This window comes from Agrobacterium larrymoorei (assembly GCF_013322225.1).
In the GTDB taxonomy this organism is placed as follows: domain Bacteria; phylum Pseudomonadota; class Alphaproteobacteria; order Rhizobiales; family Rhizobiaceae; genus Agrobacterium; species Agrobacterium larrymoorei_A.
Genome location: NZ_JAAMFB010000046.1, coordinates 1 through 10,227 on the forward strand (window position 1 = coordinate 1; position 10,227 = coordinate 10,227).

Below are 10,227 nucleotides of genomic sequence, written 5' to 3' on the forward strand. Positions count from 1 at the left end.
ACTTCAACGCGCTGACGCCAATGATGGTGGCGGCATAATCGAGGCGGAAATCCACTTAGCGAAACGCCCGAAACTGTTCAAACAAACTGAGCCACCTCTATCTGGTGAAAACCGTGACGGCCCTCACGGATCGTGGTGTCGGATTGAAGGTGTTGACGGGGCAAGGCGCGCAGATCGACACGACAACCGCAGCCGGGCGGCTCTCCTTCGGCATCTTTGCCGCGCTCGCTGAGTTCGAAAGTGAGCTCATCCGGGAGCGAACCATGGCCGGCCTTCAGGCCGCGCGCGCCAGAGGGCGTCGAGGAGGTCGAAAATTTTCACTCACAAAGGCACAAATCAGACTGGCTCAGGCTGCCATGGCAAACCGCGACACCAGTGTTGCCGAGCTCTGTAAGGAATTGGGCGTCAAGCCCGTCACCCTGTACCGATACGTCGACCCCAACGGTAATCTGCGCGACCATGGACGCCGCGTTCTCTTAGCGTAGGATTTCACACTCTTCCGGAACCGACCCCTAGTGACCAGCCACTGAGAATTTCGCCCAGAGTGGGTTAGTGTCCGGCCGACGCTAATTGACACATTTTGGAAGATTTTTATGCAAGCCTTATGAAGATACGTTAGTCCAACTGAAAACAATAGCAGAATGGTCTGAATTCTTCGGACCGCTTTCGCCTGCAGGTGACCATTCATCACCTTCTATCTCCATCGTAGACTGTGGATTAAACGCGGTCACGTTCGGCCAAAAAAAGCTCTCTGGATCGTATATGGCCCAATCCAGTTGTGAGCCCTTCACATGAGTTGCCATTCTGGGAGCAGCAGCTCTAAACTCAGCAAATGGCGACTTTAGGTAAGAGCCAAAGGTAACCATCTGAAGATTATCATCAAAGTTTACATTTAAATCTCCAACGACGGCCGCAATCTTGTCGTATGGCCAGTTCGACCAATTCTTTTGAGCTTCGTTTATAACATGGGCTTGGTATGCACCGTGGTTTGAGGATACTCCCTCTGATTTAATGAATTTCTTGGATGGCGCGTGAATAAACATAATCCATCGACCATCTATCTCAATGGCTACAGCGGGGCGGGTAAACCCTGTCTTCAAAACCCTAACAGGTATTGGAAAGTGTTTCTCTGCTACATATAGGCAATAACGAAGGGCGGTACTCTTATCGTAACCGTACACTATATCCACTAATTTATAACCGGGAGGTGTCCAACCCTTAAGCACCCTCCCGTCAACATTCAATATTTCGCATAAGAAAATGACCTCAGGTTGGTGGTATTTGTAATCCTTGGATCGGTTGTAAAGGTTAGAGATTGTCTCCCGCGACTTACTAGGAATAGCAGCTAAACTCCCGTTCAGATCCTCTCCGCCATAGCCAGATCCAGCGTGGCAAACATTCCAACTCACCACGCTCCATACTTTCGTCATAGTTTTCTACCTCATTTAATGCTTGATTCAAATTTCAAAGACCTAATGAAACCGATCGTGTTACAGTTTCGAAATTGTCCGCAAAAACGCTAAGTCACCAATGTAGTTTTTGGTTGGGAAGACGTTTGAGATTGGAGCCTCTTCAACTGTGACACCCCAAGCCAATCCATGTGGTTGATTAAATTGGGTAGAGTGTACGAAGAACTTGTTGGTTAGTAGAAACGGTTTGGGTGTTTCGATTGCAGAAGGGGGGTCGAATGATGTTGATAGACTGATGTATGTGAAAATATTGCCGTCATGGGCGAAGAAAGTCGCATTGTCGCTCGGCAATAATTGGTTCCAAATAGAGAAGTCAGCTTCAAGCTTTCCCTGTTGAGATATCGCGCCTTCTACACCTTGAACACCGTAGTGTATTTTCTCGCCTAGTTTGTATTTAGGAGCCAAATTTATTGACGTAACGTCTGTGTTATTAGGTAAAGGGAATTTGGTGCGGCTTTCGAGAGTTTTATTTTCATGTAATATTGCGCCTAGCGCTGCGGTTTTAGCATTATATCTTTCAATCTTTGTCTCGTAAATATTCTGAATCAATGCCTTTTGCTTCTCGAACCGCTGCTTTAGTGGGGCACTAAAGAAGTTCCATATCGGAAGGAGATCATCGTATTCGATGACTACTAACTTCGCGGGATCATCAAGCGATTTAATCCATTTATTTGGATCGCCGACCAATGTTGCGTCGCCACCGTTTGCTTCATGAGAATAGTCGCTCTGCTCGCTCTTTGTTTCACGGTCAGTCCGGCTAATTGCGTCTGTTGATGTTTTTGTTGCGATGGAAATACTCACGGGTCCCTTGCCAGCATTTAAATCACCCTCGGCATTGTCTGCGGCCTTGACCTCGTTGGCTTGGGTGTTGTGACTACTTTCCGTCATACCCAGCATTTTCAATTGTCCGCCTAGAGTGTAGACCAGTGGGACCATCGCACCATATGTAAGGAAGCAACGATCTAAACTGCGCTCCTTCGCCTCTAGGCCAACATCGTTGCTTTCTAAAACATTTGCGAGTTCTTCAAACCTGACTTCCACTTCTTTAACTATGGAAATGCACGTCTCTGGGATGCGGACGGTTAATCTGGGTTGGTGCTCGACAGACGAAACATAGGCAATTCTTTTTTTCGAACTTCTCGCGGAGGCGTTTGAGCTTTCGAAATCCGCTTTCGCGCTGAGCGCGACCTCGAAAGCTTTAAGGGCACCGTCGAGCTCGCCTGACAGCGCCAATTGACTGGCGATGGAACTATGAAGCGTGGCTAGTTCCTGCCTCTCGAATTCTCGTTCGTACCGCTTCCCATTTGTCTCCTTAGTCAGTGTAAATTGCGAGAGTAAGGAGGCTATAGAATTGGCGTCGCTGTTTTTTAGTTTCTGATCAACATCTGTTCCGAATCTCACAGATGTCGAGATAATATTCATCCTTTGATCAAGACTTACGGCTAGGGGAATTTGCCCGCCGGAAATCGCGGCCTTTGCTAATTCTATGGAGGAAATCGAAGTGAGGCCGGCACCCGTCTGTCATTTTTGTGCAGATCTTTTGCTTTGCCTTTAAGTTTTGGCTTCGCTTGCAGTGGCTGAGCCGTCGCCGTTGGCGACCGCGATGCGGACCTTTCTTTTGGTTTCGTTGGCGACACTTCGGGCGGATTACCCTGGTGTTGGTTCAAATCGTCTGGACCACTAGCCTCAGTTTTTTTTGGGCGATCGGCGCTGAGGTCTTCAGATCTTTATATAAGGTCATAACTTCTCCTGGGGATCTGATTGTCTGCTAACTGGAATGGAAGACTAATAGCTCTTGATAACATTAGGACGCACTTCAACCGCCCGTTTCGCGTCGGAAGACGTGGTATGCAGGACTAATTATATGCAGATTATTTAAGCGCCGCTGGTCTCCCAAATTCAGATCGCGATCGTTGACGTGCAAATCTACTCAACACTCAACTATCAAAACCTTCGACTTATCCTCGTTTTCGCACCAACGGATTTATCACCTTCACCCTCCACATTGAGGAGGAGCGAGAAGTCCAGGTTCCATTCGTCGACAGTTTTCACGGACATGCCGGCTGCAAGATTTCCAAATGCTCCGGAGCCATCAATACCTGCAAAGCCACCGGTAAAAGCCACTTTGGGCGTCAAAATCGTTTCGTTCTCCAAGATAAACTGCTTTGCCACTTCCGCTCCCAAGCTGACTCTGAACTGCTCGGCCGAGAATCCGTTGAGCGTTAGTTCGTCGCCGAGATCATTTGTTACGGTGTACGTGTCCACAATTTCAGAGAAATACAGCGTCCTAAACCGCGGAGTGAACGTCGTTGACTCGTCAATGGACCATTGACCTTTGATCGATGTGTCGACCATCCATCTCGTGGTATCGAAAGAGCCATCCCAGAATGCAGTGTCGATGTCATTTGCAGAACCGCCATAGAGCAGACTTGTGTCCCAGAACACACCCTTGCCAACTTCAAACGAGCTGTATGGTCCAATAAACCAACCGTTTCCTGTTAACTCGGCATCTTCGTCGGTTGGATCCTTCATCCTGTCGAAGTGTGCAGAAAGACCAACCAGCGCTCTTTCTGATAACAGGTAATCGGCTCCAACTGAGACGATACCGAAACTACCCCATTGTTCGTCGTTTTGGCTGCGATTGTGCATAAGGAAGGTGCTATCGATCCATATGTTGAACGGCGAGGCATAGGCTCCTGATGTTCCATCCGCGCTGTCACGTGCGGATTCCAATTGCGCAAGACTCGTCGAAAGCCCCAGAGCCATCCCTCGCTCTGATGGTGTCATGCGAGCGGTCACGGGCCCAGTCGCGTTTGTCATGCGACGTCTTTCCAGCAGGCCAGGCGTTTTTATGCTGGACGCAATCATGTTTTGGCGAGACGTTACGAAGCCATCCACGAGATCATGAATATCTGTTGCCACCTCCGCCGGATTATATCCCAGGCTATAGGTTATAGTTCCTGTGCTGCTTACAAGCCCGCTTGATAAGGTGAACGTAATCACCACCGTGCCGGAATAACCCGGGGAAGGTGTAAATTTAAGATACCAGCCAACGGGTGAGACTGGCCCAGACTGCGCATAATCACCCATGGTTATGGTTGCAGTGCCGGCATTCGCGGGCTGAACGGACACGAGGCTGGCGCTGTCGAACGGCCCACCGGTTGCATTCCTATCTAAACGTGCGTCGGGGGGAGAAGACCCGGGTTCGACGGCGATTGTCTGATCTTTTACAGTGACACTTCGCGGTTTCACTTGCAGAGTGTAGCTAGCAGTTTGTGTGTCGCTCATTTTGATACCGAAACTGTAGGTGCGTTCGGTAGCGCCAGCCAGAGTGCCTGAGAGCTCGCCGCTTGCACTTAAAGAAAGCCCATCTGGTAACGTTCCAGTCAGGATAAAGGAGGGCGTACCGTTTCCTCCCGCAGCAGTGAAGGTCTGACTGTAGGGTTCCCCTGCCATTGCATCCGGAAGGGCACCTTGCGGCGGTGTAAGAACGAATTCGGTTGAGGCGGCTACTTCTCGCTCTACCTCGATTGTATAAGTCTGCGTCGTGGTACCGTCCTGTGCGGTGACGACTACGGCGAGCGTGTTCGATCCGACGCTCAGAGTGATGGAGCCCGATGGACTGCCCGATGTGACCGCGTTGCCGTCGACGGTAACGGTTGCGTTGCTGTCAGTCGCGGATGGCGTGACGGTGATTGAGGACGTGCTGCTGGCAACGGTTGTGCTGTAACTCGTCGTGCCAGACGCAAAGGTCGGTGACAGCGTTCCCGATGACACCGAAAGGCTGCTGAGAGTTGCGACAGTCGCTGCGGGAGCCTCGCGCTCGACTGTAATGGTGTAGGTTTCTGTCGTGATGCCATCCTGTGCGGTGACGATGACAGTGATCGTGTTCAGTCCGACGCCCAGAGTGATGGATCCTGAAGCGCTGCCCGATGCGACCGAGCTTCCGTTGACGGTAACGGTGGCATTGCTGTCAGTCACCGATGGTGTGACCGTCATCGAGGAGGTACCGCTAGCGACAACCGCGGTATAAGTATTGGTGTTAGATTCGAACGTCGGGGATAGTGCACCGTTACTTAGCGTCAATGTCGACAGGCTGGCCACTGTCGAGACCGGTGGTACAAAGGTGAAACCGTTATAGAGTGTGCCGGTTCCTCCGGCTGTCTCGACCGCGAGATCAACAGTACCAACCATGTGAGCGGGAGCGACTGCTGTGATCGAGCTCGCAGAGTTGATTGTAAAACTCGTTGCTGCGATCCCGCCGAAAGAGACGCCGCTCGCGCCGAGAAAATTAGTTCCAGTGATTACGGTAGACGTGCCACCTGCTATCGAACCAGAAGCGGGGCTAATAGACGTAATCGTTGGCTGCGATGCTGGCGCAGAACAAGTGATGCTCACCGCACTTAGGTAGCCTCTTGTGTTGCCTATCCTAATAAAAAGCCCAGATGAGCTTAGTGTTGCGATTGTTCCTTCATGTGGACCGGCAGATCCACTAGAGCTAGAATATGCGTAGACTAAGGCCGAGGCATTTGTTGACAGCCGGACCTGAGCAGAATTGGTTGGATTATCTTTGGGATCTGTACCGTTGTCAGAAAAAGATACGGCAAGGGTTTCACCAATTTCGAATGCTGCCGCGTTAAAGCGACCGGTGTAGTCTGTGGTGCCGCTCATGCTATTCAGGGTGACGCACGCTGCAGATAGTGCATACGCTGGTGTGTAGGCACTACCCCATAAAACCACGAGCGCGATTACAAAAACTGCAAAAAAAGCGCTCGCAAAATTGCTTTCCTTGCGCTGGCTTATTTTGGCAAGAAATGAAATCGGTGTGGAAGTAAACACTTCAATTCTAGTCTCTCATTGATCCCCTTGGTTGCATTAACACACCTGTCGTTACGTGATGCACGAAATTATCTGCAAACAATGTAATATTGAGAGGCGTTGTGGAAAAGCCACGCGTAGACCAGCAATTGAATCTTTCGCTTACTGTGAGGCGCGCGCGCGACATGCACTGGTCTACCTTATAGGTGTCGCAGAGCGCGACCGCTTCACCGGATAGCATTGTTAGCTCGCTAACTGCTGGATTCAGCGACGCTTGGGTACTTCCATAGCCTCTGGCAATGGAAGTGTCGCGTAACGACCTCTCTATCCGGAAAAGCTGAGCCTTGATTAGGTTTTCTATTTCGCTGCTACCCAACCCCCTATTTCGCGGTCAAAGCATATTTGCGGCCCTTCCGCTACGCCGAGTCGCACTGTTGTAATAGCTTGAAGCCTGCTGCACGGAGCGATGGCGTGACTGCTCCATAGCCTCGGGGAGGGGAATCCCACGGTTGGCCGCTTCGGTGAGGTATCCCGAGCGCAGGCCATGAGCGGAAAACTCCCCACTGTCCAACCCCGCCATCTCCGCCCGCAGCTTAAGGATCGCATTGATCGACTGCGGATCAAGCGCCCGTTTGGAGACGGTACCCCATCGTCCGATCCCCCTGAAGACACAACCCTTGTCGATCTTTGCCGCTGCCAGCCAGGCGTTAAGCGCTTCCACAGGTCGCCCGGCGAGATAGACGACGTCGTCTTGCTCGCCTGATGTCGTCTTGGTCCGGCCAAGATGAATAGCGAGAGAGGGGAGGGGAGGGCCGTCGGGCATCTCGATCGGGGCTTCCACGGTTAACTGTTCCACGCGAAGGCCTGCGATCTCGCTACGTCGGCGACCGCCCGACGCAAAGGCGACCATCAATATCGCCGTATCTCTGACATCGCGAAGCTTGTCGCTGGTACACGTGGCAAGAAGCTTTGCCAGGACATCACCGGTGACAGCCTTGGCGCTCTTTCGGCTTCGTTTCCGAGGAACGGCACGGACAGCCAAACGGATCGCCTGTTTTATGGAAGGGGAGGCGAAGGCACCATCAAGGCCACGCCATTTCGTGAGGGTGGACCAACTCGCCAGTCGGCGGCGCACCGTATCGGGTGCATGTGGGCCGGTGGATTTCAGAAAGCCCTGACCTCGTAACAATTGATCAATGTTAGCGGGCATTCCGTGATCTGGTTCAAGGGCTCGCTTCTCCGGATCCCACAGATGATGTGCAACGAATTTCAACAGCAGCGCTTCGGGCGCCGGCCATGGGAGCGAGTTCCCGGTCGCGGCCAATCCCCAGGCTTCGAGATAGGCCAGATCCGACGTCAGCGCCCGAAGCGTGTTGGCCCCCATACCGGCATTCACCAGATGGCGTAGCGTTTCGATGTCGTGGTCGGTGAGTAGCTCGGCAAGCTCGTCCCGACGCTCAAGTGGCAGAACGGACGCAATGGTGTCGAGTTCTTCTGCGCGTCGCTCGACGGCAGTCAGAGATGTCTTTGCTTTGGCCACGAGCGCTCCAAGTCGCAGGTTTCAGCGGCCTCAAGGACCGTAGTTCGCACCGATTCTTTCTTGTCGATCGGCTTGATTGGGCGTGATCACTTTCACTGTATAGATTGGCCGTTTAGTTTTCCATGATCGCCGGAATCTTCCTGAATGACTGGAAAGTGCCATTGCGGTCCCTTAATGCAACTAAACCCGAATTCGACGGGCGTAGCACAAGCCTTTAGTCGTCATTTGAAGTGCTCATCCGTAATGCCCGGGTTCCGAGCTGCGCGCCTGTCACGGCATCTATTCCGATCGGCTCGATCTCGACGCCTGTTTCGACATCGACATAGCGGGCGAGGTCGCCGCCGCAATGCCGGTGCGCCCACGCCCCGATCATCATCAGCACCGGCAAGAAATCCCGGCCTGCATCCGTAAGGATGTATTCGTCGCGCGGGGGTTTTTCCGAATAGAGCCGTTTTTCAAGCAAGCCATCCTCCGTCAGCGCTTTGAGCCGTTTCGTTAGCATGGTCGGTACGATGCCGAGGCTTTTCCGGAACTGGTCGAAACGGGTTAGGCCTGCATGGGCGTCCCTGAGTACAAGAATGCTCCATGCGTCGCCGACAGAATCGAGGCCGCGGGCAACGGGGCATTGTGGAATCGAACTATTTTTCATTTAGTATCTTTTCGATAGTGACACGATATCGAAAAGATAGTAACACGGATCCAGACGATGATCCACACCGAATGAAAGCTGACGACATGACTAACAGAAACAACGGCGTTGCCCTGGTGACCGGCGCCTCCTCCGGTATAGGGCTTGTAACGGCCAAATCCTTGGTCCAGGCCGGCTATCGTGTGTTCGGCACCAGCCGCAAGCCGATGGCCAATCCGCAGGGCATCACAATGCTCATCTGCGACGTGACGGACGAAGCCTCGGTACAGGCCCTGATTGCCGAGATCATCAAACTGGCCGGCCGCATCGACCTTGTCGTCAACAATGCAGGGGTAGGCCTGCTCGGCGGCGCGGAAGAGTCCTCCATCACTCAGGCTCAGCGTCTGTTCGACGTTAACGTCTTCGGCGTCGCCCGTGTCGTCAACGCAGTGCTGCCAGTTATGCGCAAGCAGAAAAGCGGGCGCATCGTCAACATGAGCTCGATCCTTGGGCTTATCCCATCACCGTACAACGCCTTCTACGCCTCGACCAAGCACGCAATCGAAGGCTATTCGGAATCGCTTGATCATGAGGTGCGCAGCTTCGGCATCCGTGTCGTGCTCGTGCAGCCTGGCGTGACACGCACCTCGTTCGAAGAAAATCTGACACGCGCAGATCAGCCGCTTCCTGTCTATCAGTCCGAGCGGATCCGTAGCGAAAACTTGATGCGCACGTGGGTTGAAAAAGGTGATGATCCCCAAGTCGTCGCCGACACGGTCGTAAAGGCTGCCACGGCGAAGAAGCCGAAGTTGCGTTATTCCGCTGGCAAGCAATCCGGCCAGGTACGCGCCCTTCGCCGTTACCTTCCAGAACGGGTGATCGACGGCATCCTACGCAGGTTCAACGGCTTCGCCTCTTAGGCTCAAGACGAGAACCCCGCCTCAATCACCCCCGAACCAGGCCCGCAACCCGGCGCTTGTGCCTATGCGCACGCCTATTGTCCAAAGAGAAGCCCCATGAACGTTATTTCCGCCATTGAAACTCGCCGGTCGTTCCGCCAGTTCGATCCAAACCATGAAATCACTGAGGCGGAGATCGAGCGATTGATCTCGCTCGCCATGCTGTCGCCAACGCCCGGCAACACCCAGCCCTGGCGCTTCGTCGTCGTTCGCGACAAGGATCTGCTCAGCCAAATCCGGGCAGCGTCCTACGATCAAGCGCAGGTCACGGATGCATCCCTGCTCGTGATCATGACAGCGGATCTTTCGGCGTGGAAAACCGAGCCGACCCGCTATGCCCGCTCTGCCGGACCGGAGATGGCGGAGAAGCTGGCAAATTCGATGATGCAGTTCTACATCGGTCGTGAATGGCTCCAACGTGACGACGCCATGAAATCCTCAGGTCTTGCCGCCATGACGCTGATGCTGGCCGCGCAAGAACTGGGCTATAGTTCCTGCCCGATGGGAGGCATCGATCTTGATGCCGTCGGCAAGCTCATCAACCTGCCTGACGATCATGCCATCTCAATGTTCGTGGCCATTGGAAAGCCTGTTGCCGAAGCTTGGCCACGGGGTGGACAATTGCCTATCGAGGAAGTGCTTGTGAGAGACAGTTTCCAGCGGAAAGCCTTGGGCTAATGCATTTCGATTTATGCGGCTTACAAATGCGCGGTAAGAGGTGGCTCAGTTTGTTTGAACAGTTTCGGGCGTTTCGCTAAGTGGATTTCCGCCTCGATTATGCCGCCACCATCATTGGCGTCAGCGCGTTGAAGT

Annotated in this window: 7 protein-coding genes and 1 pseudogene; 3 read left to right on the forward strand and 5 right to left on the reverse strand. The window is 53.0% G+C overall.

Features of this window, described 5'->3' with window-relative positions; genetic code table 11:
• Nucleotides 1-98: 98 nt before the first annotated feature.
• Nucleotides 99-485, forward strand: a pseudogene (locus tag G6L28_RS22540) (recombinase family protein); the annotation flags it as partial.
• Between the two features lie 117 nt (nucleotides 486-602).
• Here G6L28_RS22540 and G6L28_RS22545 read toward each other — a convergent pair.
• The 5 genes from G6L28_RS22545 to G6L28_RS22565 all read right to left on the reverse strand — a co-directional run bounded on the left by G6L28_RS22545 (nucleotide 603) and on the right by G6L28_RS22565 (nucleotide 8,476).
• Nucleotides 603-1,430 (reverse strand): hypothetical protein, encoded by an 828-nt coding sequence (locus G6L28_RS22545; protein WP_174066439.1) that lies wholly within the window; start codon nucleotides 1,428-1,430, stop codon nucleotides 603-605.
• Between the two features lie 60 nt (nucleotides 1,431-1,490).
• Nucleotides 1,491-2,891, reverse strand: coding sequence for a hypothetical protein (locus tag G6L28_RS22550; protein ID WP_174066441.1), 1,401 nt, complete (start codon nucleotides 2,889-2,891; stop codon nucleotides 1,491-1,493).
• 522 nt (nucleotides 2,892-3,413) lie between these two features.
• Nucleotides 3,414-6,308 (reverse strand): cadherin-like beta sandwich domain-containing protein, encoded by a 2,895-nt coding sequence (locus G6L28_RS22555; RefSeq protein ID WP_174066443.1) that lies wholly within the window; start codon nucleotides 6,306-6,308, stop codon nucleotides 3,414-3,416.
• Nucleotides 6,309-6,678: 370 nt separating this feature from the next.
• Entirely contained in the window at nucleotides 6,679-7,827 is a 1,149-nt protein-coding gene (locus tag G6L28_RS22560) for a tyrosine-type recombinase/integrase (protein WP_174066445.1), read from the reverse strand.
• A 214-nt stretch (nucleotides 7,828-8,041) separates the two neighbouring features.
• A complete protein-coding gene (locus G6L28_RS22565) occupies nucleotides 8,042-8,476 on the reverse strand; it encodes a winged helix-turn-helix transcriptional regulator (protein WP_174066447.1) in 435 nt (144 codons plus the stop codon).
• Nucleotides 8,477-8,562: 86 nt separating this feature from the next.
• Between G6L28_RS22565 and G6L28_RS22570 the strand changes: the two genes are divergently transcribed.
• Nucleotides 8,563-9,375 (forward strand): oxidoreductase, encoded by an 813-nt coding sequence (locus G6L28_RS22570; RefSeq protein WP_174066449.1) that lies wholly within the window; start codon nucleotides 8,563-8,565, stop codon nucleotides 9,373-9,375.
• A 96-nt stretch (nucleotides 9,376-9,471) separates the two neighbouring features.
• A complete protein-coding gene (locus tag G6L28_RS22575; protein ID WP_174066451.1) occupies nucleotides 9,472-10,092 on the forward strand; it encodes a nitroreductase family protein in 621 nt (206 codons plus the stop codon).
• Nucleotides 10,093-10,227 lie beyond the last annotated feature (135 nt).

Coding starts and splice junctions, on each gene's coding strand:
- G6L28_RS22545 (WP_174066439.1), bottom strand. CDS start 1,430: ATGACGAAAGTATGGAGCGTGGTGAGTTGGAATGTTTGCCACGCTGGA.
- G6L28_RS22550 (WP_174066441.1), bottom strand. CDS start 2,891: ATGAATATTATCTCGACATCTGTGAGATTCGGAACAGATGTTGATCAG.
- G6L28_RS22565 (WP_174066447.1), bottom strand. CDS start 8,476: ATGAAAAATAGTTCGATTCCACAATGCCCCGTTGCCCGCGGCCTCGAT.
- G6L28_RS22570 (WP_174066449.1), top strand. CDS start 8,563: ATGACTAACAGAAACAACGGCGTTGCCCTGGTGACCGGCGCCTCCTCC.
- G6L28_RS22575 (WP_174066451.1), top strand. CDS start 9,472: ATGAACGTTATTTCCGCCATTGAAACTCGCCGGTCGTTCCGCCAGTTC.